General features: G+C 67.4%; 21 protein-coding genes. 11 read left to right on the forward strand and 10 right to left on the reverse strand.

Annotated features, from left to right (window positions below; genetic code table 11):
• Entirely contained in the window at positions 1–2,079 is a 2,079-nt protein-coding gene (locus ARGLB_RS11140) for an acyl-CoA dehydrogenase family protein (RefSeq protein WP_003802310.1), read from the forward strand.
• 72 nt (positions 2,080–2,151) lie between these two features.
• Here ARGLB_RS11140 and glgA read toward each other — a convergent pair whose 3' ends face one another.
• A complete protein-coding gene (gene glgA / locus ARGLB_RS11145) occupies positions 2,152–3,348 on the reverse strand; it encodes a glycogen synthase (RefSeq protein ID WP_003802312.1) in 1,197 nt (398 codons plus the stop codon).
• A gap of 99 nt (positions 3,349–3,447) precedes the next feature.
• Between glgA and glgC the strand changes: the two genes are divergently transcribed.
• From glgC to ARGLB_RS11165, 4 genes are all read left to right on the forward strand, one after another.
• Complete coding sequence (glgC, locus tag ARGLB_RS11150) at positions 3,448–4,863, forward strand: glucose-1-phosphate adenylyltransferase (RefSeq protein ID WP_003802314.1); 1,416 nt, start codon at positions 3,448–3,450, stop codon at positions 4,861–4,863.
• Between the two features lie 80 nt (positions 4,864–4,943).
• Entirely contained in the window at positions 4,944–6,395 is a 1,452-nt protein-coding gene (locus ARGLB_RS11155) for an SDR family NAD(P)-dependent oxidoreductase (RefSeq protein WP_003802316.1), read from the forward strand.
• Between the two features lie 59 nt (positions 6,396–6,454).
• Complete coding sequence (locus ARGLB_RS11160; protein ID WP_003802319.1) at positions 6,455–6,916, forward strand: pyridoxamine 5'-phosphate oxidase family protein; 462 nt, start codon at positions 6,455–6,457, stop codon at positions 6,914–6,916.
• 48 nt (positions 6,917–6,964) lie between these two features.
• Positions 6,965–7,447: a pyridoxamine 5'-phosphate oxidase family protein gene (locus ARGLB_RS11165; protein ID WP_003802321.1), complete on the forward strand. Its 483-nt coding sequence runs from the start codon at positions 6,965–6,967 to the stop codon at positions 7,445–7,447.
• 32 nt (positions 7,448–7,479) lie between these two features.
• Here ARGLB_RS11165 and ARGLB_RS11170 read toward each other — a convergent pair whose 3' ends face one another.
• Genes ARGLB_RS11170 through ARGLB_RS11180 form a run of 3 tightly spaced genes read right to left on the reverse strand, consistent with a single transcriptional unit; the run spans position 7,480 to position 10,842 of the window.
• Positions 7,480–8,331 carry a transglutaminase family protein gene (locus tag ARGLB_RS11170; RefSeq protein WP_003802323.1) on the reverse strand — a complete coding sequence of 284 codons (852 nt, stop codon included), beginning with the start codon at positions 8,329–8,331 and terminating at the stop codon, positions 7,480–7,482.
• A complete protein-coding gene (locus ARGLB_RS11175; protein WP_003802325.1) occupies positions 8,328–9,254 on the reverse strand; it encodes an alpha-E domain-containing protein in 927 nt (308 codons plus the stop codon). Before ARGLB_RS11175 ends, ARGLB_RS11170 begins: the two co-directional genes overlap by 4 nt.
• On the reverse strand, positions 9,247–10,842 hold the full coding sequence (locus tag ARGLB_RS11180; protein WP_043418825.1) for a circularly permuted type 2 ATP-grasp protein: 1,596 nt from the start codon (positions 10,840–10,842) through the stop codon (positions 9,247–9,249). The genes ARGLB_RS11175 and ARGLB_RS11180 overlap by 8 nt, the downstream gene beginning before the upstream one ends.
• Positions 10,843–10,998: 156 nt before the next feature.
• Here ARGLB_RS11180 and ARGLB_RS11185 point away from each other — a divergent pair, with 156 nt between their 5' ends.
• Together ARGLB_RS11185 and pepN are read left to right on the forward strand one after the other, a co-directional pair.
• Complete coding sequence (locus ARGLB_RS11185) at positions 10,999–12,024, forward strand: YeiH family protein (protein ID WP_003802330.1); 1,026 nt, start codon at positions 10,999–11,001, stop codon at positions 12,022–12,024.
• A gap of 21 nt (positions 12,025–12,045) precedes the next feature.
• Entirely contained in the window at positions 12,046–14,736 is a 2,691-nt protein-coding gene (pepN, locus tag ARGLB_RS11190; protein WP_003802332.1) for an aminopeptidase N, read from the forward strand.
• Positions 14,737–14,775: 39 nt separating this feature from the next.
• On the opposite strand, the gene lplAB is transcribed toward pepN, so the two are convergent.
• From lplAB to ARGLB_RS11215, 5 genes are all read right to left on the reverse strand, one after another.
• Positions 14,776–15,870 carry a lipoate-protein ligase LplAB gene (lplAB, locus tag ARGLB_RS11195; RefSeq protein WP_003802335.1) on the reverse strand — a complete coding sequence of 365 codons (1,095 nt, stop codon included), beginning with the start codon at positions 15,868–15,870 and terminating at the stop codon, positions 14,776–14,778.
• An 82-nt stretch (positions 15,871–15,952) separates the two neighbouring features.
• The gene (locus ARGLB_RS11200) at positions 15,953–16,210 is read right to left on the reverse strand and encodes a type B 50S ribosomal protein L31 (protein ID WP_003802336.1); all 258 of its coding nucleotides are present in this window, start codon (positions 16,208–16,210) and stop codon (positions 15,953–15,955) included.
• A 167-nt stretch (positions 16,211–16,377) separates the two neighbouring features.
• Positions 16,378–17,187 (reverse strand): TrmH family RNA methyltransferase, encoded by an 810-nt coding sequence (locus tag ARGLB_RS11205; protein WP_003802338.1) that lies wholly within the window; start codon positions 17,185–17,187, stop codon positions 16,378–16,380.
• Positions 17,188–17,199: 12 nt separating this feature from the next.
• Complete coding sequence (locus ARGLB_RS11210) at positions 17,200–17,985, reverse strand: sulfite exporter TauE/SafE family protein (RefSeq protein ID WP_003802339.1); 786 nt, start codon at positions 17,983–17,985, stop codon at positions 17,200–17,202.
• A gap of 18 nt (positions 17,986–18,003) precedes the next feature.
• Positions 18,004–18,789 carry an ABC transporter ATP-binding protein gene (locus ARGLB_RS11215; protein WP_043418793.1) on the reverse strand — a complete coding sequence of 262 codons (786 nt, stop codon included), beginning with the start codon at positions 18,787–18,789 and terminating at the stop codon, positions 18,004–18,006.
• Positions 18,790–18,879: 90 nt separating this feature from the next.
• On the opposite strand from ARGLB_RS11215, the gene ARGLB_RS11220 reads away from it, so the two are divergent.
• The 4 genes from ARGLB_RS11220 (at position 18,880) to ARGLB_RS24075 (ending at position 21,856) form a co-directional block, all read left to right on the forward strand.
• Positions 18,880–19,242, forward strand: a complete 363-nt coding sequence (locus ARGLB_RS11220; protein WP_043418796.1) for an ArsR/SmtB family transcription factor — start codon at positions 18,880–18,882, stop codon at positions 19,240–19,242.
• Complete coding sequence (locus ARGLB_RS11225; protein ID WP_003802345.1) at positions 19,239–20,408, forward strand: cation diffusion facilitator family transporter; 1,170 nt, start codon at positions 19,239–19,241, stop codon at positions 20,406–20,408. The genes ARGLB_RS11220 and ARGLB_RS11225 overlap by 4 nt, the downstream gene beginning before the upstream one ends.
• A 185-nt stretch (positions 20,409–20,593) precedes the next feature.
• The gene (locus tag ARGLB_RS11230; RefSeq protein ID WP_003802347.1) at positions 20,594–21,463 is read left to right on the forward strand and encodes an MFS transporter; all 870 of its coding nucleotides are present in this window, start codon (positions 20,594–20,596) and stop codon (positions 21,461–21,463) included.
• Positions 21,464–21,478: 15 nt separating this feature from the next.
• Positions 21,479–21,856, forward strand: coding sequence for an MFS transporter (locus ARGLB_RS24075; protein ID WP_003802349.1), 378 nt, complete (start codon positions 21,479–21,481; stop codon positions 21,854–21,856).
• Here the strand turns inward: ARGLB_RS24075 and ARGLB_RS11235 are convergent.
• Positions 21,833–22,591 (reverse strand): phosphatase PAP2 family protein, encoded by a 759-nt coding sequence (locus tag ARGLB_RS11235; RefSeq protein ID WP_003802351.1) that lies wholly within the window; start codon positions 22,589–22,591, stop codon positions 21,833–21,835. The genes ARGLB_RS24075 and ARGLB_RS11235 overlap by 24 nt on opposite strands.
• Between the last annotated feature and the right edge of the window lie 60 nt (positions 22,592–22,651).

Below are 22,651 nucleotides of genomic sequence, written 5' to 3' on the forward strand. Positions count from 1 at the left end.
ATGACTGAAGTAGCGGACCGCCAGGGCGCAGCCACCCATGCAGCAGCCGCCGGAACTGCGGAGCCCTTGCCCGCCGTCGACGTCGCGGCCCTGGGCGAGCTGCTCCTGGGCAAGTGGGCGGAGGTCCGCCGGCAGGCGCGTGACCTGGCGGCGCGCGACGAGCTCCACAAGACGGAAGGGCTCACGCACACGGAGCACAGGGCGCGCACCTTCGGACAGCTGAAGCTCCTTGTGGACAGCGGCGCCGTGCACCGTGCCTTCCCGGCCAGCTTCGGCGGGTCCGATGACCACGGCGGCAATATCGCCGGCTTCGAGGAACTGGTCACCGCAGACCCGTCCCTGCAGATCAAGGCCGGTGTGCAGTGGGGCCTGTTCGGCTCGGCCGTAATGCACCTTGGCACGGCGGAACACCACGAGAAGTGGCTGCCGGGCATCATGAACCTGGACATCCCCGGGTGCTTCGCCATGACCGAAACGGGACACGGTTCGGACGTCGCCAGCATCGCCACCACTGCAACCTACGATCCTGACGCGCAGGAGTTCGTGATCCACACCCCGTTCCGCGCCGCCTGGAAGGACTACATCGGCAACGCGGCCATTGACGGCCTCGGGGCCGTGGTGTTCGCCCAGCTGGTGACGCGCGGAGTCAACCACGGCGTGCACGCGTTCTACGTGGACCTTCGAGACCCCGTCAGCAAGGCATTCCTGCCGGGAATCGGCGGCGAGGATGACGGCCTGAAGGGCGGGCTCAACGGTATCGACAACGGCCGGCTGCACTTCGACCATGTCAGGGTCCCGCGCGCCAACCTGCTCAACCGCTACGGCAACGTCGATGCCGCGGGCAACTACACCTCACCCATCGCGAGCCCCGGACGGCGGTTCTTCACCATGCTCGGCACGCTGGTGCAGGGCCGCGTGAGCCTGGACGGCGCGGCCGTCGCAGCGTCCAAGATCGCCCTGAAGACGGCCATCACCTACGCAACCGAACGGCGGCAGTTCAACGCTTCCTCCCCGGTCGAGGAAGAGGTGCTGCTGGACTACCAGCGGCACCAGCGCCGGCTCTTCACCCGGCTGGCCACCACCTACGCCGCGGGCTTCGCACATGACCAGCTGCTCGAAAAGCTGGACGATGTCTTTTCCGGCGTCCACGATTCCGACGAGGACCGCCAGGACCTGGAGACCCTGGCCGCGGCTCTGAAGCCGCTGAGCACCTGGCACGCATTGGATACCCTGCAGGAATGCCGCGAAGCGTGCGGCGGAGCGGGGTTCCTGATCGAGAACCGCTTCGCCTCGCTCCGCGCCGACCTCGACGTCTATGTCACCTTCGAAGGCGACAACACCGTCCTGCTGCAGCTCGTGGCCAAGCGGTTGCTGGCCGACTACGCCAAGGAATTCCGCAGCGCCACGTTCGGTGTGCTGGCACGGTACGTGGTCAACCAGGCCGCTGGTACCGCTGTCCACCGCACGGGCCTTCGCCAGGTGGCCCAGTTCGTGGCTGACAACGGCTCTGTCCAGAAGGCCGCCATTGCCCTCCGCGACGAGGAAAGCCAGCGCGCACTGCTCACCGACCGGGTCCAGACGATGGTTGCCGAAGCGGCCACAGCCCTCCGGGGCGCGAACCGGCTGCCCCAGCGCGAAGCGTCCGCCCTGTTCAACCAGCACCAGGACGAGCTCATCGATGCGGCCCGGGCGCACGCCGAACTCCTGCAGTGGGAGGCCTTCACCGAGGCACTGGGCCGGGTCGCCGACCCGGGAACCAGGACCGTGCTGACCTGGCTCCGCGACCTGTTCGGGCTCTCGCTCATCGAGAACAACCTCTCGTGGTACCTGATGAACGGCAGGCTCTCGATGCAGCGCGCACGGACCGTTGGCGGCTACATCAACCGGCTCCTGGTCAAGCTACGCCCCCATGCGCTGGACCTCGTGGACGCCTTCGGCTACGGCCCGGCCCACCTCCGCGCGGCTATCGCCACCGGCGCCGAAAAGGTCCGCCAGGACGAGGCACGGGATTACTACCGGGTGCAGCGTGCCAGCGGAACAGCCCCCGTGCCGGAGAAGTCACTTCCGCCCCGCGGCTGATTGAACTACAACGCCCGACGGCGGGGACCTGGGTTGGGAGGTCCCCGCCGTCGGGCGTTGAATTAGGTGACGCTAGCTGAGGACGGAACGGTAGACGTCCAGCGTGGTCTGCGTGATCGACTCCCAGGAGAAGTGCTCCTCGGCTCGCTTGCGGCCGGCCTGGCCCATCGCGCGGGCACGCTCCGGGTCCGACACAACCTCGGTTAGGGCCGCGGCGAACTCGCTGACGAACTTCTCCGGGTCCAGCGGCGTGCCGGTACCGTCGGTCACCTGCTCGAGCTCCACCAGCAGGCCGGTCTCGCCGTGGCTGACCACCTCGGGGATGCCGCCCGTTGCACTGGCCACCACGGCAGCGCCGCAGGCCATCGCTTCGAGGTTCACGATGCCGAGCGGCTCGTAGATGGAGGGGCAGGCGAACGCCGTGGCGTGGCTCAGGACCTGGATCAGCTCGTTGCGGGGAAGCATGCGCTCGATCAGCACCACGCCGCTGCGCTGGCTCTGCAGCTCCTCGATCAGCCGGGCGGTCTCCGCCGCGAGTTCGGGCGTGTCCGCCGCGCCGAGGCAGAGGACCAGCTGGACGTCGGCGGGGAGCTTGGCGGCGGCCCGCAGCAGGTACGGGACGCCCTTCTGCCGGGTGTTGCGGCCAACGAACACTACGCTGGGCCGGGCGGGGTCGATGCCCAGGGTGCGGATGACGTCGTCGTTCTCGTCACGGTTCCACAGGCTGACGTCGATGCCGTTGTGCACCACTTTGACCTTGGCGGGGTCCACCTCCGGGTAGCTGCGCAGGATGTCCTGTCGCATGCCCTCGGAGACGGCGATGATGGCGGCCGCCGCCTCATACGCGGTTTTCTCCACCCACGAGGACAGGGCGTAGCCGCCGCCCAGCTGCTCAGCCTTCCAGGGCCGCAGCGGTTCCAGGCTGTGGGCGCTGAGCACGTGCGGGATGCCGTGCAGCAGTGATGCCAGGTGGCCTGCCATGTTCGCGTACCACGTGTGCGAATGCACCAGATCCGCGCCGGCGACGTCCGGGACGATGCGCAGGTCCACGCCCAGGGTCTGCACGGCGGCGTTCGCTGCGCCCAGGTCCTCGGGCACCGAGTAGGAGGTCACGGCGGCGCCATGGTAGTCGGCGTCCCGGGGCGCGCCAAAGGCACGCACCTGAAGGTCGACATGCTTGGCCAGGACCCGGCTCAGCTCGGCAACGTGGACGCCCGCGCCGCCATAGATTTCCGGCGGAAATTCTTTAGTCACAATGTCTATTCGCACGTTACCCAAGGTAGTCGTTACGGTGGAACTGTTCTAGTGTGAAGAAAGTCCGGACAAACCGGATTTTTTGGGGAGTTACGAAGGCGTACAGGAGCGACCATGCCGTTAACAAAGAAAGTCCTGGCCATTGTCCTTGCAGGGGGCGAGGGAAACCGTCTTATGCCGCTGACGGCAGACCGGGCGAAACCTGGCGTGCCTTTTGCCGGCAGTTACCGCCTCATCGACTTCGCGCTGTCCAACCTCGTCAACTCCCGGTACCTGCAGATCGTGGTCCTGACGCAGTACAAGTCCCACAGCCTTGACCGCCACATCTCCGAGACCTGGCGGATGTCCACGCAGCTCGGCAACTACGTAGCCTCCGTCCCGGCGCAGCAGCGCGTCGGCAAGAGCTGGTTCCTCGGCAGCGCCAACGCCATCTACCAGTCCCTGAACCTGATCCACGACGCCAATCCCGACATCGTCGTCGTGGTGGGTGCCGACCACGTTTACCGCATGGACTTCGCCCAGATGGTTGAGCAGCACGTCCTGAGCGGCGCGAAGGCCACCGTGGCGGCCGTCCGCCAGCCCCTGAACATGGCCAACCAGTTCGGCGTCATCGAGGTGGACCCCGAAGACCCCCAGAAGATTGCTGCGTTCGTCGAGAAGCCCGCGTCCACCCCGGGCCTGGCAGCAGACCCCACCCAGTTCCTCGCCTCCATGGGCAACTACGTCTTTGACGCCGACGCCCTGGTTGACGCGCTTCACGTTGACGCCGAACGGCTGGACACCAAGCACGACATGGGCGGGGACATCATCCCCTACTTCGTGAACCAGGGGCAGGCCGGTGTTTACGACTTCACCCTCAACGACATTCCCGGCTCCACCGAACGGGACCGGACCTACTGGCGTGACGTCGGCACCATCGACTCCTTCTACGAAGCCCACATGGACCTGATCTCGCCGCTGCCGGTGTTCAACCTGTACAACTCCGAGTGGCCCATCTACACCCGGCAGAGCATTTCCCCGCCGGCCAAGTTCGTCCGCGGCGACAACAACACCGTGGGAACGGCGCTTGATTCCATCGTGGCCAGCGGCGTGGTCATCTCCGGCGGCATCGTGGAAGGCTCCGTGCTGTCCAACGACGTCTACGTCGGCGCGGCCAGCCGCGTCATCGACTCCGTACTCATGGACAAGGTGCAGATCGGCGAAGGTGCCGTGGTGCGCCGGGCCATCATCGACAAGAACGTCAAGGTGCCCGCCGGCGCTGCCATCGGCCTTGACCCGGAGCTGGACCGCGCCCGCGGCTTCAAGGTGACCGACTCCGGCATTACGGTTCTCTCCAAGTACCAGGCCGTTCCTGAACCGGGCGAGGAGGAGCGGGCACTGTCCGCCGCGAACCTGCACCTGGTCCCCGATGCCGTCAAGGCCGCCACGGAGAACTGGCCCGAGGTCCGCAGCTCGGTGGAACAGGTAGGCAAGGTCCAGGCGGCCGCCGTCGGCGTGGACTCCCCGCCGCAGCAGACAGTCCGCTCCTAATCCCCCTGTTCAGGTAGCCCCTGTTCCACGCAATTTCCCTGAGGCAGGTCTGACGCTCCACAGGCTGTAAAATCAGATCAATGAGCTCCGCCGATCTGACGCCTGAAGAGATTCAGGCCTGCCTCAAGGTTTTGAACACCATCCACGTCTACGACGAGGAACACCCCGACTACGTCTCGGTGCGCCGCGCCACCGGCAAGATGTTCAAGGCCGTGAAGCGGCACCGGCGGGTGACCAAGCGCGATCTGATCGCGGAGGCGGACCGCGCCGTGCTGGCACAGACTGCCACCGCCGCGCCGGACCGGATCGACGACGAGACGCGCGGCAACAAGCTCGCCCCGTCCGCCACGGGAAAGGTCGCCGGCCACCTCATCAGGTCCCGGCCCTGCTACATCTGCAAGCAGCACTACACCCAGGTGGACGCCTTCTACCACCAGCTGTGCCCGGAGTGCGCGGCGTTCAGCCATTCCAAGCGCGATGCCCGCACCGACCTCACCGGCCGGCGGGCCCTGCTGACCGGCGGCCGCGCCAAGATCGGCATGTACATCGCCCTGCGGCTGCTGCGCGACGGCGCACACACCACCATCACCACGCGTTTCCCCAAGGACGCCGCCCGCCGCTTCGCCGCCATGGAGGACAGCGGGGAATGGCTGCACCGGCTGAAGATCGTGGGCATCGACCTCCGCGACCCGTCGCAGGTCATGGCCCTCACCGATGACCTCAACGCCGCCGGGCCGCTGGACATCATCATCAATAACGCAGCCCAGACGGTGCGCCGCTCCGGCAATGCCTACAAGCCGCTTGTCGACGCCGAGGACGAGCCGCTCCCCGCCGCCCTGGAGGCAGCCAACGGCGGCCCGGAACTGGTCACCTTCGGCCATGCCCACGACAAGCACCCGCTCGCACTTGCCAGCAGCGTCACCGAACACCCGGTCCTGGCCGGCGACGCCGTCACGTCCCTCGCCCTGTCCACGGGTTCGGCGTCACTGGAGCGGATCGCGGCCGGAACAGCCATCGACGCCGGCGGCCTGGTCCCGGACCTCGCCACCATCAACAGCTGGACGCAGGTGGTGGACGAGGTGGACCCGCTGGAGATGCTCGAGGTCCAGCTGTGCAACGTCACCGCGCCCTTCCTGCTGGTCAGCCGCCTGCGGGACGCCATGAAGCGCTCAACGGCGCACCGCAAGTACATCGTCAACGTCTCCGCCATGGAAGGCCAGTTCTCCCGGGCCTACAAGGGACCCGGCCATCCGCACACCAACATGGCCAAGGCGGCCCTGAACATGATGACCCGGACCAGCGCCCAGGAGATGCTGGAAACCGACGGGATCCTCATGACCGCCGTCGATACCGGCTGGATCACCGACGAACGCCCGCACTTCACCAAGGTCCGGCTGATGGAGGAAGGCTTCCACGCACCCCTGGACCTGGTGGACGGCGCGGCCCGGGTCTACGACCCCATCGTCATGGGTGAAAAGGGCGAGGACCAGTACGGCGTATTCCTGAAGGACTACAGGGCCAGCCCCTGGTAAACCGGCGCTGTCCGGTTCATGGCCTCGCGGCAGTTGGCGCCATTTCGTAGCATGGGTCCATGAACAGCGCACCGCAGGACGGAAAGCTCACCTTCGACCAGTGCTGGGAGCTGCTGGCCGCTTCGGTGGTCGGCAGGCTCGCCCTCATCGTGGACGGCCACCCGGAAATATTTCCGGTCAACTTCGTCATCGAACACCGCAGCATCGTTTTCCGCACAGCCGCCGGCACCAAGCTCTGGCAATCCGGCAAGGAGACGCCCGCGGCGTTTGAGATAGACGGCTACGATGCAGACAGCCAGGAGGCGTGGAGCGTCGTGGCCCGCGGTACCACGGCCATCGTGGACAGCGACGTGGAGCAGGCGGCGGCGGACGCACTGGGCCTGGAGCCCTGGGAGCCGGGCGACAAATCGCATTACATCCGCCTGTCACTGCAGGTGCTGACCGGCCGCCGCTTCAAGGTGGCGGCTCCGCACATCTGGAGCACCAGGCTCACGGACCAGCGCAGGACGTCGTTCGAGTAGCCGGCTGCGCTCTGGCAGGACCCACGGCTCGGGCGTAGGCTCTGGTCCATGACGAACGTGCAGCCCGCCGACGCATCCCATGAATCCGTTGAGCACCTGGATTCCAGCCAGTGCTGGAATTTGCTGAGGCAGGTTTCGGTGGGCCGCCTCGCCGTGTGGGTAGACGACCATCCGGACATTTTCCCGCTCAACTACACCGTGGACCACGGAACACTGGTGTTCCGCACGGGTGAGGGCACCAAACTTGGTGGCGCCCTCGGGGAGTCCGCCGTGGCGCTGGAGGCCGACGGCGTCGATGCAGCTTCCGGATTGGCCTGGAGCGTGGTGGTCAAAGGGAAGGCTGCCGCCCTCAAGAGCACCGAGGAAATCCTCGATTCCGCCTCGCTCTTCCTCTTTCCCTGGCAGGCAGGGCAAAAGGACAACTTCATCCGCATCACGCCGGACTCGGTCACCGGCAGGCGGTTCAAGGTCACCGCACCGCTTACCTGGTGGACCCAGCTCAGCGGTGCGGTGAAGGCCTCGCCCGAGTGAAGCTTCCGCCCGGGCTTGCCCGGGCAGTACAGCTAGGCCAGCCGGGTGATCTCCACGCTCACGCTCAGGTTCGAGCCGCCGCCGCCGGAGAGGATGCCCTTCAGGGGAGGCACGTCCCGGTAGTCGCGGCCGCGCGCCACCGTCACATGGAAGTCGCCGGCCGGCTTGTGGTTGGTCGGGTCCCAGCTGCGCCATTCGCCGTCCCACCACTCCAGCCACGCGTGGGACTGGCCGGCCACCGTCTCGCCGATGTCCGCCGTCGACCGCGGGTGAAGGTACCCGGAGACGTACCGGGCCGGGATCCCGCAGCTGCGCAGGGAACCAATGGCGAGGTGGGCCAGGTCCTGGCACACGCCCTGGCGCTGGGTCCAGGCTTCCTCGGCGTTGGTGGTCACGCCGGTGGTGCCCTTCATGTAGGTCATTTCGCCGCGCATCCAGGCGAAGATGGCCATGGCTGCCTCATGCGGGTTCTTGCCCTCGACCACACCGGGGATGATGCCGAGGACCTCCTCCCCCGGTCCGGTCAGCTGTGACTGCGGCACCCAGTCGCTGAACTGGTTGAGCGTCTCGGGGGAAGCGAGGTCGTCCCAGCCCACAATGTCGGCCTCCGACGGGACGCGTATCGCCCGGTGGACCTCCACTGTGGTGGTGGCAAGGACTTCCAGGTGCTCGTGCGGCATCTGCATGTCGAACGCTGTGACCCGGGTACCCCAGTAGTCGCGGTAGCTGCTGACGGCAGCCTGCGACGGCGTGACCTTCATGGAGGACTCCAGCACCACCTGCTGCGGGTCCGTCAGCGGCGTCATGCGTGCCTCGTTGTAGGACAGCGTGACCCTCTTGTTGTACTTGTAGCCGGTTCTGTGAACGATGCTCAGCCGGGTCATGAAACTTCTCCCACCCAGGCCAGTTCGTCCGCCTGATTGAAGTACTTACGGGAAATGGCGTCGGAGGCCTGGGACACGGCCTTCTGCACGCGCTCCATGTGCTCCGGCAGCTCGGACATGAGGTCGTCCGTGCGGTGGAACTCCAGGAAGGTGCGGGCCTGGCCCACGATCCGGCGGGCGTCGTTGATGAAGCCGACGCGCTGGGCCGAGGGGTCCAGCTTCGCCAGGCACTCGTCTGCGTCGCGCAGGGCGTAGACGATGGAACGCGGAAACAGCCGGTCCAGCAGGAGGAACTCGGCCGCGTGCTGGTCGCCGAACGCCGCCCGGCGGGTCCGCAGGAAGGACTCGTAGGCGCCGGCGCAGCGGAGCATGTTCACCCAGGACATGCCTGCGGAGAGGACGTCCCTCGTGGAGAGCATCCGGGCGGTCATGTCGGCCCGCTCCAGCGAGCGGCCCAGCGCCAGGAAGAGCCAGCTGTCGTCGTGGCTGACCGTGGTGTCGGCCAGGCCGCTGACCATGGCGGTGCGCTCGAGCACCCAGTGGCAGAAGCGGTAGGTGCCTACGACGTCCTTGCGGTGCTGGTTCAGCCCGTAGTAGGTGGTGTTCAGGCTCTCCCAAAGGCCGGACGAGACCGTTTCACGGGCACGCCTGGCGTTCTCGCGGGCGGCGCCGAGGGACCCTGCAATCGAGGTGGCGCTGTGCTTGTCGTAGGCGAGGGCGTGGAGCAGTTCCTCCAGCCCGAAGTCCTCGCTCTGCGGCCGCGCCCCCATGACACCGAGCAGCTCGCGGGCAACGCTGCGCCGCTCCTCGGTGGGCAGGTGGTTCAGGCGCTCCAGGTGGACGTCGAGGATGCGGGCCGTGCCGTCGGCCCGTTCAACATAGCGGCCGATCCAGAACAGGGATTCAGCAATTCGGCTAAGCATTCGCGGGTACCTCCTGCGGGTCAGAAATCTGCTGCTGCTGCTGTTCCGACTGCCGGTCGCGCCAGTTGCTCTCGACCGGCCACACGGAGACCCGCTCACGGACGGTGACAGACTGCCGCGGCAGCCGCTCCACCGGCACCTGCGGCGAGCCCGCCAGCACCCAGGTGTCCTTCGACCCGCCACCCTGGCTCGAATTCACGATCAGCGACCCTTCCTTGAGGGCCACCCGGGTCAGGCCGCCGGGCAGCACCCAGACGTCGTCGCCGTCGTTGACCGCGAACGGCCGGAGGTCCACGTGCCGGGGGCCGAACTTGTCGCCGCTGAGCGTGGGCACGGTGGACAGCTGCAGCACCGGCTGCGCGATCCAGCCGCGCGGGTCGGCAATGATCCGCTTGCGCAGCGCGTCGAGTTCGTCATTGGACGCGTCCGGGCCGATCACCAGGCCCTTGCCGCCGGAGCCGTCCACGGGCTTGACCACGAGCTCGTCCAGCCGGTCCAGGACGTGCTCGCGGGCTTCCTTCTCCTCCAGCCGGAAGGTGTCCACGTTGGCGATCACCGGTTCCTCGCCGAGGTAATAGCGGATCAGGTCCGGAACGTAGCTGTAGACCAGTTTGTCGTCCGCCACGCCGTTGCCCACCGCGTTGGCGATGGTGACGCCACCGGCGCGGGCGGCGTTGACCAGCCCGGGGCAGCCGAGCATGGAGTCGGAGCGGAACTGCAGGGGGTCGAGGAAGTCGTCGTCGATGCGCTTGTAGATGACGTCCACGCGCTGCTCACCGTCGGTGGTGCGCATGTACACGCGGTTGCCGCGGCAGATGAGGTCACGGCCCTCCACGAGCTCCACGCCCATCAGGCCGGCCAGGAGCGTGTGCTCGAAGTATGCGCTGTTGAAGACGCCGGGGGTCAGCACCACCACGGTGGGGTCGTCCACGCCCGAAGGCGCCGTCTTGCGAAGGGCCGAAAGCAGCCGGCGCGGGTACTCCTCCACCGGGCGGATGAGCTGCTGGCCGAAGGCCTCCGGGAGGCCCTTGGCCATGGCCCGCCGGTTCTCCAGCACATAGCTCACGCCGGAGGGCACACGGACGTTGTCCTCCAGGACCCGGAAGGTTCCGGCGGCGTCGCGTACCACGTCGATACCTGAGATGTGCACCCGCACCCCGCCGGCAGGTTCGAAGCCGTGCACAGCGCGGTGGAAATGCGCGCTGGTGGTGACCAGCTGCCGCGGGATCACGCCGTCGGACACCACGGTCATCTTGTCGTAGACGTCGTTCAGGAACGCCTCGAGGGCGCGGACCCGCTGTGCGACGCCGCGTTCCAGCACGTCCCATTCGGCGGCAGGTATGACGCGCGGCACGATGTCCAGCGGAAACGGGCGCTCCTCCCCCGCGAAGTCGAAGGTCACGCCGCGGTCCAGGAATGTCCTCGCCATCGAGTCCGCCCGGGCGCTGACGTCCGCCAGGGACAGTTCCCGCAGAGCACCCGCAACCTGGCCATACGACTGGCGTGCCTTTTGCCCGGGGGCAAACATCTCGTCGTAGGCGCCGGTGCGGCCGGCAGCCTCGGAGTAATCCTGGAATAGGTCAGACATGGTCATTAGCCAACCACCTTTTTGTTGCGAATTCATTTCCCGTCCCGCCATGGCGTGTTGGCGGGCGTCCGGTTGGTCTTTGGCGGCGACGTCCGGCAAGGTTGGGAGGTGCCAGACTTCCGACTCCCGCCGCCGCTGCTCACGCAGTTGCGCGGGATGACGCATCAGAACCTTACCCGGATTCTGCCCGGCCTGCTGACCGCCGTCGTCGCCCTGGCCGTCGCGTTCGCAATTCATGCCGCCGTGCCCGCACTGCCGGCCATGACCCTGGCCGTGGTCCTGGGACTGCTGGCGGCAAACCTTCCCGGCACAGCGGTGTGGACGGCCGGACGCGCCCGGCCGGGGCTGGACTTCGCCGGCAAGCACCTGATGCGCGGCGGTATCGTGCTCCTGGGCCTGAAGGTGAGCCTCTCTGACGTCCTGGGCCTCGGCTGGCTGGCCCTCCTGCTCATCACGGCGGTGGTGGTGGCCAGCTTCGCTGGCACCTACTGGATTTCCCGGTTGTTCCGGCTTCCGGCCGATACTGCGTTGCTGATCGCCACCGGGTTTTCCATCTGCGGTGCTTCCGCCATCGGCGCGATGGCCGCGGTCCGGCGCATCAGCCACCGGGACACCGTCCTGCCCGTCGCGCTCGTGACGCTGTGCGGGACGCTGGCCATCGGCGTGCTCCCGCTGCTGGTCCATCCGCTGCGCCTGAGCACCGAGGCCTTCGGCGCGTGGACCGGCGCCTCGGTCCACGACGTCGGGCAGGTCGTGGCCACAGCGCAAACCGCGGGTCCGGCGGCACTGGCCCTCGCCGTCGTCGTCAAACTCACCCGGGTGATCCTCCTGGCGCCGATGGTGGCCATGGCCGGGGCGGAACAGCGGATCCGGCACCGCCGGGAGCAAGGCAGCCGCGCCGGGGGCCCTGCCGCGGGCAAGCCGCCGCTTGTTCCGCTGTTCGTCGCCGGATTCATCGTGATGGTGGCGCTGCGCTCCAGCGGCTGGCTCTCCCCCGGGTGGCTTGAGGCGGCGGCCGGGCTGCAGGACGTGCTGCTGGGCGCTGCCCTGTTTGGCCTCGGATCGGCGGTGCGTATCCGCACGCTGCTGCACACCGGGGCGCGCGGCGTACTGGCAGCCCTCGCGGCGTGGCTGCTGATCGCGGTCCTCGGCCTGGCCGCCGCGCTGCTGATGGTTCCGTAGCCCCCGTGATTCAATAGCTTGGTGCCGAACCAGAACCTCCAGCGCAGCGAAGCGGCAGAGCGGTCCGCCCTCATCACCACTCACAGCTACGACGTCTCGCTCGACGTCCGCAGCGCACCGGATCCGGCGCAGGCCGGCTACACCAGCCGCAGCACCGTCGCCTTCTCGGCGGCGAAGCCGGGGGCATCCACCTTCCTGGACTTCATCGCCGGCGACGTGCACAGCGTTGTCCTGAACGGCGTCGAGCTGCCGGTCCCCGAGGTGGTGGACGGTGCACGGATCCGGCTGGACAACCTCCAGGCCGAGAACAAGGTGACGGTTACCGGAACTGCGCTGTACAGCAGCTCGGGCGAAGGCATGCACCGGTTCTTCGACCCGGCCGACGGCCAGTGCTACCTCTACACCCAGTACGAGCCGGCAGATGCCCGCCGGGTCTTCGCGAACTTCGAACAGCCCGACCTCAAGGCCAGGTTCACCTTTTCCGTCACCGCCCCGGCCGGCTGGGAGGTGGCCTCCAACGGCGCAGAGGCGGCGCGCCTTCCGCTGGCGGAGGACGCCGCCGCGGCCCGCTGGGACTTCGCAGCCACCCTGCCCATGTCCACCTACATCACCTCGGTGCTGGCCGGGCCCTACTTCAAGGCCGAGGACCGCTGGAGCAGGACGGACGACGGCGGGACCCGCCTTGACGTGCCGCTGGCACTTTACTGCCGGGCCTCCATGGCGCCGTCGTTCGACGCCGCCGAGCTGTTCAGGCTCACCAAGCAGGGACTGGAATTCTTTAACGGACTGTTTGACTACCCGTATCCGTGGGGCAAGTACGACCAGGCGTTCGTCCCCGAATACAACCTGGGGGCGATGGAGAACCCCGGCCTGGTCACCTTCACGGAAAACTACGTGTTCACGTCGCGGGCCGCCGATTCCCAGTACCAGGGCCGGGCCAACACCCTGCTGCACGAGATGGCGCACATGTGGTTCGGCGACCTCGTCACCATGCAGTGGTGGGACGACCTGTGGCTGAAGGAATCGTTTGCGGACTACATGGGAACCCTCGGCGTGGACCGTGCCACGGACTGGGAGACCGCCTGGGTCAATTTCGCGAACAACCGCAAGGCGTGGGCTTACGTCCAGGACCAGCTGCCCACCACGCACCCGATCGTCGCCGACATCCCGGACCTCGAGGCGGCCAAGCAGAACTTCGACGGCATCACCTACGCAAAGGGCGCCTCCGTCCTCAAGCAGCTCGTGGCGTACGTCGGCTTCGACGCCTTCATCGCCGGCTCCCGGCAGTACTTTAGGGAGCACGAGTACGGCAACACCACGCTGGCTGACCTGCTCGGTGCCCTGGCCGATTCCTCCGGCCGCGACCTCACCACCTGGGCGCGGCAGTGGCTCCAGACATCCGGCATCTCAACGCTGAGCGCCGAACTGGTGACGGCTGAAACGGCTGACGGCACTGCAACTCCTGATGACACTGCAACTCCCGACGGCGGCATCCTCGAGCGGGTGACACTGCTCCAGGACGCCGCCGACCCGGCCACGGGCCGCCAGGAGCCGCGCCCGCACCGGCTGCGGATCGGGCTCTACAACTTCGATGCCGCCGGCATGCTGGTCCGGACGGATTCAGTGGAGACCGACCTGGCCGCCGGGTCCGAGCAAATCACGGCCCTGTCCGGGAAGCCCCGCCCGGCGCTGCTCCTGGTCAATGACGAGGACCTCAGCTATGCCAAGGTCCGGCTGGACCCCGTTTCCGAGGCGACCGTCCGCGCCTCGCTGGACCGGATCAGCGATCCCATGGCCCGCGCCCTGTGCTGGTCTGCGCTGTGGAATTCGGCCCGGGACGGCATCACGCCCGCTTCACAGTACGTGGACGCCGTTCTCCGCTTTGCTGCCGCCGAGTCCGGAATCGGTGTCCTGCTGAACGTCCAGGGCAACGCCACCATGGCCCTGGAACAGTACGTGCCGGCCACTGAACGCGACGGCCTGCGGAAGTCCTTTGCCGAGGGCGCGGCACGGGAACTGTACGCGGCGGAGCCCGGCTCCGACCAGCAGCTCTCATGGGCCAGGACGCTCGCCACGGTCAGCCGGACCGAGGGCAGCCAGGCGGCGCTGCTCCGCAGGCTGCTGGACGGCATCGAGCGGGTGCCCGGACTGGCCGTGGACGCGGAGCTGCGCTGGAGCCTGTGGCACGCCCTGGCGGCCCTGGGCCTGGCAACGGAGCAGGAGCTTGACGCCGAGCTGGCCAGGGACACCACCGCCTCCGGACGGGCAGGCCATGCCACGGCGCTGGCCGCCCGGCCTGAGGCGGCCGTCAAGGCTGCGGCCTGGGACGCGGCGGTCCGCGGGACGGGGCTCTCCAACCAGCTGCTCAGCGCGACCATTGCCGGGTTCAACACCGCCTCCGAAGAACTGCTGGACCCGTATGTGGAACCTTACTTCGAGTGCCTGGAAGAGGTGTGGGCGGAGCGGAGCATCGAAATCGCGAGCCGGATCGTGCGGGGGCTCTTCCCCGGGGTCCGGGACCTGGGCCCGGACGGAAACCCCGAGGCCCATCCCGTGCTGGCGCGCACCGACCGCTGGCTCGCAGAGCACCCGGACGCCCCGCGTGCGCTGCGGCGGATCATCATCGAACAGCGCAGCCACCTGCGCCGTTCGCTCGCCGCGCAGGCGCTTTCGGTGACAAGCCCATCGGCTGCTCCACAGCTGCCCTTATGAGGGCTCAAAAGGGCAGCTGTGGAGCAATCGATGGGCTGCTTAATGCACCCGGTGCAGCCACGCGTCCGTGCCGAACTTTGATTCGACACGTTCCCGGGCGGTCTCCAGCTCCTGCGCCGTGATCTCCGACGGCGTGGCCCCGTAGCGCTCGGCGAACACGTCCATCATGGCCGCCACGATCTCGGCCCGGGCCAGGCCTGTCTGGCGGCGCAGCGGATCCACGCGTTTCTTGGCGCTGGTGGTTCCCTTGTCGGAGAGCTTTTCCTTGCCGATCCGGAGGACGTCCACCATCTTGTCGGCGTCGATGTCGTAGCTCATGGTCACATGGTGGAGCATGCCGCCGTTGGCCAGCCGCTTCTGGGCCGCCCCGCCGATCTTGCCCTGGCCGGTGGCGATGTCGTTGAGCGGGACGTAGAAGGCGTCGATGCCGAGTTTCTTCAGGGCGGCCATGACCCACGCGTCGAGGAACGCGTAGGAGTCGGCGAAGCTGATGCCGTCCACGAGGGTCTGCGGCAGGTAGAGCGAGTACGTGATGCAGTTTCCGGCCTCCATGAACATCGCTCCCCCGCCGCTAATGCGCCGGACCACGGTGATGCCGTGCCGGGACACGCCGTCGGGATGTACCTCATTGCGGTAGGACTGGAAGCTGCCGATCACCACCGACGGTTCCTCCCAGTCCCAGAAGCGGATGGTGGGGTTGCGGCGCCCGGCCCCCACCTCTTCGGTGAGGACCTCATCCAGCGCCACATTGAGGTGGGTGGGCAGCACGCTGGGCGCAATGATGTTCCAGTGATGGTCCGTCCACGCGGTGGCCTTGGCCAGTGCCCTGCGGACGGCGATGGCCACGGCATCGGCGGAGAACCCGAACAGCACCGCGTCCTCCGGGAGGGACGCCTCCACGGCGGCGGCGATCTCGGCCGCCGTCGAACTTTCCGGCAGTCCTCCCAGGGCGGCGTTGATGGCCAGGAGGGCCTCGTCCGGTTCGAGGAAGAAGTCGCCGCTAAGGGAAACGTCCGCGAAGGCGCCGTCCACGACGTCCAGGTCCACCACCACGAGCTTGCCGCCCGGGACCTTGTACTCGCCGTGCAGCCCCGGGGCCGCCTCTCCCCTTGCAGATGTTGGCGTGGCAGTCATGCCTTCCATCCTGCCCCACAAACGCGAAAAGCCCGCACCGTTGCCGGTGCGGGCTTTCCAAAGAACCTTGGGGCGAAGTGAATTACTTCTTGCCGCCGAAGCCCTTGAAGCGAGCGTTGAAGCGCTCGACGCGGCCAGCGGAGTCCATGATGCGCTGCTTGCCCGTGTAGAACGGGTGGGACTCGGAGGAGATTTCGACGTCAATGACCGGGTAGGTGTTGCCGTCTTCCCACTCGATGGTCTTCGAGGAAGACACGGTGGAGCGGGTCAGGAACTTCGTGCCGGAGGCCAGGTCGTTGAAAACAACAGCTTCGTACTTCGGGTGGATATCAGACTTCATAATGGGACCTTTTGTTCACGCAGCTGGATTTTGCCAGTTGCCAGGTATGAATGGGATGGCTTCCGTCCGTGCTCCGGCCGGCCAAAAGGCCAGCGAAAAACACAGGGGAACCAGCTATCAATCATAGCGGATGGCGGAGGATCTAACGAACCCGCCGCTCGGTGCGCTCAGGCCCGCGGCCGCAGCTCCCAGAATGCGACGGCGGACGCCGCCGCCACGTTGAGCGAGTCCACCCCAGCGCGCATCGGGATCTTGACGGCGAGGTCGACGGCGGCAAGCGTCTCCGCGCTCATGCCGGCACCTTCCGTGCCCAGCACCAGAGCGAGCCGCTCCGGGTTTCTAGCCGCCAGTTCGTCCAGGTCCACGGCGTCGGCGGTGAGCTCCATGGCTGCCACCGTGAAGCCCTGCTCCTTGAGGAGGGTGAGGTCCTGCGGCCAGCTGTCCAGCCGGGCCCACGGCACCTGGAAAACGGTGCCCATGCTGACGCGGACGCTGCGGCGGTACAGCGGATCGCCGCAGCGGGGCGAGACCAGGACGGCGTCGACGTCCAGCGCTGCTGCGGACCGGAAGATGGCGCCGACGTTGGTGTGGTCCACGATGTCCTCGAGCACTGCCACGCGCCTGGCCCCGGCCACCAGTTCCGGCAGCGGAACCGGTGCCGGACGGTGCATGGCCGCCATGGCTCCGCGGTGCAGGTGGAACCCGGTGATTTCCTCCAGGAGGCCTGCACTGCCGATGTATGCGGGAACGTCCGGGTACTGCTCAAAGATGTCCGCGAGGTCCGGCAGCCATTTCTCGGCGAGGAAAAAGGACCGCGGCCGGTGCCCGGCAGCGAGGGCACGCCGCAGGACGCGGGAAGATTCGGCGATATACATGCCCTCGGCGGGTTCACGGAGTTTCCGGAGGTGTACGTCCGTCAGCTGGGTGTAGTCGGCGACGCGCGGGTCCGCGGCAGACTCGAGGTAGTGGAAAGTCACCGGTCAGTCATTTCACTTGAGCAGGTTCGCGACCAGGAAGCCGAGCGCCACCAGGCCGAGGGCAAAGATCACGCCGCGCAGTACGGGCGGTGACAGCCTGCGGCCCACCTTGGCGCCGACGAGGCCGCCGATGAGGGAACTGACGGCGATGATGGCCACCACCGCCCAGTTGATCCGGTCGAAGGCAAAGAGCAGATAGGAGGCGGCCGCGATCAGGTTCACGCCCAGCACCAGGACGTTTTTCATGGCGTTGGCGTTCTGGATGGTTCCCGTCATGAACACGCCGAGGATGCCCACCAGCAGGATTCCCTGTGCCGCCACGAAGTAGCCGCCGTAGACGCCGGCGAGGAAGACGAGGATCACCAGCAAGACGCCGTGGTGCTTGTCCCGGAGGGCGTGCTCGGGGTTTTCCTCACGGTTCCGGACCCAGCGCTGCAGCCGGGGCTGGAACACCACCATAAGCAGGGCCAGGACAATGAGGACCGGCGCCGCGTAGTGGAAGACCTTCTCCGGCAGGTGGAGCAGGAGCCAGGCCCCGCTGATGCCGCCCAACAGGGACGCCGGGAGCAGCCGCAGGAGCTGCCGGCCGCGGCCCTTCAGCTCGCGGCGGTAACCCCACGCCCCCGCAGCGCCACCGGCGACGAGGCCCATGGCATTGCTCATGGAGGCCGTCACCGGTGCGATGCCCAGGGCGATCAGTACTGGGAAGGTGACAAGCGTTCCGGACCCGACGACGCTGTTGATGGTGCCCGCCCAGAGGCCGGCGAAAAACACAAGGATGCCGCTGAAAAACTCCACGCTGTGCGGGCCGCTCCGCTAGCGGCGGGCGGTTGCCGTGTAACGGCCGGCGTTGACCGAGACGTCCAGGGGCAGGCCGAAGGTCTCGCTCAGGTTGCCCGAGGTGAGGACGTCGTCGACCGGCCCGGCAGCCACCACTTCGCCGTCACGCATGAGCATGGCGTGGGTGAAGCCCGGCGGGACTTCCTCAAGATGGTGGGTGACCAGCACGATCGCGGGTGCATCCTCGTCCGTGGCCAGTTGGCTAAGACGGTGCACCAGGTCCTCGCGGCCGCCCAGGTCCAGGCCGGCGGCGGGTTCGTCGAGCAGCAGCAGTTCGGGGTCGGTCATGAGGGCCCGGGCGATCTGAACGCGCTTGCGTTCACCCTCGGAGAGCGTGGCGAACTTGCGGTTCAGGAGCGGACCCATGCCCCAGTCGTTCAGGAGGGCAAAGGCGCGGCGCTCGTCGTCCTTTTCGTAGCCCTCGCGCCAGCGGCCGGTCACGCCGTAGGCCGCGGTGACCACGACGTTGAGCACCTTCTCGTATTCGGGGATCTGGTTGGCCAGTGCGGCCGAGGAGAGGCCGATCCGCGGCCGCAGTTCGAAGACGTCAACCTTGCCGAGGCTTTCGTCCAGGATGCCGGCGACGCCGCTGGTGGGATGGAGCCGCGCAGCGGCAATCTGCAGCAGAGTGGTCTTGCCGGCGCCGTTGGGTCCAAGGATGACCCACCGCTCACCTTCCCTGACCTGCCAGTCCACCTTGCTCAGGAGCGTTTTGGCTCCGCGCACAACGCTGACGGCGGCCATTTCAAGAACATCACTCATAGAAGTAGACACTAGGACAAAACACGGTGCGACTGATAACCGGTAACGCCAGCCGTCGTCGGGCCGCCGCACTTATGACAATATATGCGTATGAACGCAGATAAGCAGGCTTGCGGGCTCGACGTCGACAGCCAGTACGTGGAGCTCGCAGTTGAGATCTTCGCCATGCTGGCTGACGCCACAAGGGTGCGGATCATCCTGGCTCTGCGCGAGGGCGAGATGGCCGTGGGGGCTTTGGCCGAGGTGGTGGGAAAGTCACCGGCGGCCGTGTCCCAGCACCTGGCCAAAATGCGGCTGGCGCGCATGGTGTCCACGCGTCAGGACGGGACCAAGGTTTTGTACCGGCTCGAAAACGAGCACGCACGCCAGCTGGTCGCGGATGCAATCTTCCAGGCCGAGCATGCGCTCGGCGGGCAGCCGTCCCACCACCGCATGAAGGGAACCGCATCATGAGCGACCGGACGCAGACCACGGGCGTGCCCGCGGGCGGAAGCGCCCCGGGCCACCACGACCCCCACGAACACGAGCACCACGGACACGACCACCATGAGCACGATCACGGTGATGACACCGCACACGGCCATGACCACGAGGGACATCATCACCACGACCACTCACACGGTCACGGGCATACGGATCACAGCCATGCGCATCACGGGCATACGCATCACAAGGGGCTGAAGGGCTGGCTTTTCGAGCTGTTCGTCCCGCACACCCATGACGCGGCCGATTCAGTTGATGACGCCCTGGAGGCAAGCGCGCAGGGCATCCGGGCGCTGAAGGTCAGCCTGTTCATGCTGCTCGGGACGACCGTCCTGCAGTTCCTTGTCGTCCTGGTGAGCGGTTCGGTTGCCTTGCTGGCCGATACCATTCACAACTTTTCCGATGCCCTGACCGCCGTTCCCCTGTGGGTGGCGTTCATTCTGGGGCGCCGTGCGGCCACCCGCCGCTACACCTATGGCTTCGGCCGGGCAGAGGACCTGGCAGGGCTGTTTATCGTCGCCGTCGTCGCTCTCTCGGCGGTCCTGGCGGCCTGGCAGTCGGTGGACCGGCTGATCCACCCGCAGGTGCTCCAGAATCTGGGCTGGGTCATGGGCGCAGGGCTGATCGGCTTCGCCGGAAACGAAGCAGTCGCGATCTACCGCATCAGGATCGGGCGCCGGATCGGCTCGGCGGCGCTGGTGGCCGACGGCGTTCACGCGCGGATGGATGGCTTCACGTCCCTGGCCGTGGTCCTCGGCGCCGGCGGCGTCATGCTCGGCTTCCCCTTGGCGGACCCGATCGTTGGCCTGCTGATCTCCGCGGCCATCATCATCCTGCTGTGGGGAACCGTCCGCAGCATCGGGCGCCGGCTGATGGACGGAATCGAGCCGGAACTCGTGGACCGCGCCCGCCACGCCCTTGAGGCGACGCCCGGCGTGGTTGACGTGAAGCGGGTGCAGCTGCGGTGGGTTGGGCACCGCCTGCAAGGTGCGGCGACCATCGCCGTGGACGCCGAGGCCAGTCTTCGGCTGGCTGAACAGACCCTCCATGAAGCGGGGCACCGGCTCCGGCACGCCCTGCCCAAACTCGACGAGATGGTGGTGACGCCCACGGCTGCCGGCACGCACACGTCCTAGCTGTCACGTGTTCCTAGGCTGCCAGCTCCGCAGGGGCTCGGGACCCGGTGCACAGCACCCAGGGCCCTCGGCCCCGGTGCGCTCAGGGTCCGTGAGTTGTCATGGTTGAACTGCATAACCCATGACAGCACAGTTGTCTTGTGGAGTAATCCACGACGAGCACCTGCCCGAGGGGACCACACGACGTGACCAGCACCGCCGAAGCAACCCGTTCCACCCAGCGCCGCATCGTGTGGGTCCTGTCGGTCGCACAGATCTTCTCCGGCCTGGGCAACGGGTCAACGCTCGCCTTGGGCTCCATCCTGGCCGTTGATCTGGCAGGCTCCGAAGCGTGGGCCGGGTCCGTTAACACCGCCCTCACCCTGGGCACCGCGGTCACGGCGATTCCGCTCTCCCGGCTGGCCCTGCGGCGGGGACGCCGGGTGGCGCTCACCACCGGCCTGGCTGCAGCGATCGCCGGCACGTTCCTGATGGTCGCCGCGGTGGCCGCAGAACTGTTTGTGCTCCTGCTCGGCGGGGCCTTCCTGGTGGGCTTGGCTTCGGCTGTGAACCTGCAGGCCCGCTTTGCCGCCACCGACCTGGCCGAGCCGGCCCACCGGGGACGGGACCTGTCCCTGGTGGTGTGGGCGATCACCGTCGGCGCTGTGGCAGGCCCCAACATGGTTGCCCCCGGTGCCGTACTGGCCGGTTGGCTGGACATTCCGCCTGCTGCCGGCCCCTTCCTGATTTCCGCGCTCGGAATGGTGGTCGGCGCTGCCATCGTGACGCTCTCCCTGCGCCCGGACCCGCTCCTGACCCGTCGCGCCCTCGACCGGGTGGACCTTCTGCCTGCTTCCAGGCGCTCCGGCGCGTGGCGGGAAGGATGGCGAACCGTCAAGCAGCACCCCACGGCTCTCGGTGCCGTTATCGCTGTCATTGCCGCCCACGCGGTGATGGTCGCCGTGATGTCCATGACACCGCTGCACATGCAGCACCACGCGGGACACACGGCCGGTAATCCGGACACCATCGCACTGACCGGCCTGACCATCTCCCTGCATATCGCGGGGATGTAGGCCCTCTCACCGCTGATGGGCGTCCTCACCGACCGGCTCGGGCCACGCACCGCGGCGCTGGCGGGTCTGCTCACCCTGGTCGCTGCTGTGGCACTGACCGGACTGGCGTCCCAGAACATGGGATCGGTCACCTTCGGGCTGATCCTTCTCGGGCTGGGCTGGTCGGCAACCACCGTTGCCGGTTCCACCCTGCTCGTGGCTACACTCACACCCGCTGAACGCGTCCCCGTCCAGGGGTTCTCCGACGCCACCATGTCCCTGGCCGGTGCGCTGGGAAGTGCGGCTGCAGGGCCCGTCATGGGCCTGACCGGCTACTCCGGCGTCAGTGCCCTGGCGGCGGCAGTGGTGGCGGCCGCAGCCGTGGCGCTGCTACGGCTCCGCGTTCCGCGCTGAAGAATCAGCAGGCCCCTGCTTGCCCGGGGTTTTGGAGCGATTCTTCGCAGAACCGTGCCGGGCTGCGTCTGTGAACACCGCTACCGCTGCAACTGCCAGCGCCACCCCGAAGGAAGCCACGACGTCGGTGAGCCAGTGGTAGCCCAAATACAGCCGGCATACGCCAACCAACGCCGTGACTGCACAGGCCGCCGAGAAGCCAAGCACCGCCGTCGTACGCGTCCCCGACCGGGACACGACGAGGTACGCGAGGACCAGCGTGAACACGCCAATCCCCACGGTGTGCCCCGAGGGGAACGAGAGTGCGTCATCCGGGCCGAGCAGAAAATCATCGGCGGGCGGGCGCGACCGGCTCACAAGTTGCTTGATGAGGGTGGTCAGCACGACTGCCAGCACCATTGAGCCCATGAGTATGGCCGGCCGCCACAGTTCCCGCTTCCACAGCGCCCAGGCCAGGGCAAACACCGCGCTGATGACGCCCAGCACTTCCGGCGATGTCACAGTGGCCAGGGCCGCCAACAGCACCGTGGCGGCGGGATTCCGGGAATCCACCATGAGGCTGTGCACAGGACCGTCCATTGCTGCCAGCCCCGAGTCCGACTGGATGGCAGCGAACATGAGCCAGAAAACAGCGTCACCGGCCACCAGGAGGGCCCCGGCCCAGCAGAAGAGTACCTCCTGTGACGCCCGAAGCAGCGGCGCCGGGCGCAGGCGGGCGATCAGGGCAAAGAGCATCGGACCATTCTGCCCGATAGGCCTCCGGGTTGGCCGGACGTTTGCTGGGAACCGGCTGGG

Source organism: Arthrobacter globiformis NBRC 12137, from assembly GCF_000238915.1.
GTDB lineage: Bacteria > Actinomycetota > Actinomycetes > Actinomycetales > Micrococcaceae > Arthrobacter > Arthrobacter globiformis.

Excerpts from the sequence above, each read along its gene's own strand:
- ARGLB_RS11235 (WP_003802351.1), bottom strand. The coding sequence starts at position 22,591 with ATGCTCTTTGCCCTGATCGCCCGCCTGCGCCCGGCGCCGCTGCTTCGG.
- ARGLB_RS11160 (WP_003802319.1), top strand. The coding sequence starts at position 6,455 with ATGAACAGCGCACCGCAGGACGGAAAGCTCACCTTCGACCAGTGCTGG.
- ARGLB_RS11200 (WP_003802336.1), bottom strand. The coding sequence starts at position 16,210 with ATGAAGTCTGATATCCACCCGAAGTACGAAGCTGTTGTTTTCAACGAC.
- ARGLB_RS11165 (WP_003802321.1), top strand. The coding sequence starts at position 6,965 with ATGACGAACGTGCAGCCCGCCGACGCATCCCATGAATCCGTTGAGCAC.
- ARGLB_RS24075 (WP_003802349.1), top strand. The coding sequence starts at position 21,479 with ATGGGCGTCCTCACCGACCGGCTCGGGCCACGCACCGCGGCGCTGGCG.
- glgC (WP_003802314.1), top strand. The coding sequence starts at position 3,448 with ATGCCGTTAACAAAGAAAGTCCTGGCCATTGTCCTTGCAGGGGGCGAG.
- ARGLB_RS11155 (WP_003802316.1), top strand. The coding sequence starts at position 4,944 with ATGAGCTCCGCCGATCTGACGCCTGAAGAGATTCAGGCCTGCCTCAAG.
- ARGLB_RS11175 (WP_003802325.1), bottom strand. The coding sequence starts at position 9,254 with ATGCTTAGCCGAATTGCTGAATCCCTGTTCTGGATCGGCCGCTATGTT.
- ARGLB_RS11170 (WP_003802323.1), bottom strand. The coding sequence starts at position 8,331 with ATGACCCGGCTGAGCATCGTTCACAGAACCGGCTACAAGTACAACAAG.
- ARGLB_RS11215 (WP_043418793.1), bottom strand. The coding sequence starts at position 18,789 with ATGAGTGATGTTCTTGAAATGGCCGCCGTCAGCGTTGTGCGCGGAGCC.
- ARGLB_RS11220 (WP_043418796.1), top strand. The coding sequence starts at position 18,880 with ATGAACGCAGATAAGCAGGCTTGCGGGCTCGACGTCGACAGCCAGTAC.
- ARGLB_RS11180 (WP_043418825.1), bottom strand. The coding sequence starts at position 10,842 with ATGTCTGACCTATTCCAGGATTACTCCGAGGCTGCCGGCCGCACCGGC.
- lplAB (WP_003802335.1), bottom strand. The coding sequence starts at position 15,870 with ATGACTGCCACGCCAACATCTGCAAGGGGAGAGGCGGCCCCGGGGCTG.
- ARGLB_RS11225 (WP_003802345.1), top strand. The coding sequence starts at position 19,239 with ATGAGCGACCGGACGCAGACCACGGGCGTGCCCGCGGGCGGAAGCGCC.
- ARGLB_RS11185 (WP_003802330.1), top strand. The coding sequence starts at position 10,999 with ATGACGCATCAGAACCTTACCCGGATTCTGCCCGGCCTGCTGACCGCC.
- ARGLB_RS11140 (WP_003802310.1), top strand. The coding sequence starts at position 1 with ATGACTGAAGTAGCGGACCGCCAGGGCGCAGCCACCCATGCAGCAGCC.